This is a genomic window from Streptomyces sp. BE303, assembly GCF_036290945.1.
Taxonomy (GTDB): domain Bacteria; phylum Actinomycetota; class Actinomycetes; order Streptomycetales; family Streptomycetaceae; genus Kitasatospora.
This window is the reverse complement of sequence record NZ_JAQYWZ010000442.1, coordinates 1-319: the sequence shown is the minus strand read 5'-3', so window position 1 is coordinate 319 and position 319 is coordinate 1. Positions and strand designations below refer to the sequence as shown.

Below are 319 nucleotides of genomic sequence, written 5' to 3'. Positions count from 1 at the left end.
TTTTTTTTTTTTTTTTTTTGGTTTGTTTTTTTTTTTTTGTTTTTTGTGTTTTGTTTGTGTGGGTGGTTGGGTGTTTTGTGGGGCTTGTGTTTTGTTTTTTTTTTTTTTTTTTTTTTGTTTTTTTTTTTTTTTTTTTTTTTTTTTTTTTTTTGGGGGGTGTTGTTTTGGTGGGTGGGGGGGGGGTGGGGGGCCGTGGGGCGGGACGCGTGGGTGGGCACGCTGGGTGGTAGCTCGGACGGGGTCGCTGGGGGGGCCGGCGGGCGGGGGCGGGGCCCGCGGCGGGGGGTGCGGGGCGGAGGGGGGGGGGGTGGCAGGCCGC

The 319-nt window shown here is 53.0% G+C and carries 1 protein-coding gene; it reads left to right on the top strand.

The features are described 5' to 3' along the window. Window positions 1-66: 66 nt before the first annotated feature. A partial coding sequence (locus PUR56_RS43340; RefSeq protein ID WP_329948455.1) for a hypothetical protein occupies window positions 67-319 on the top strand: 253 nt, incomplete at its 3' end.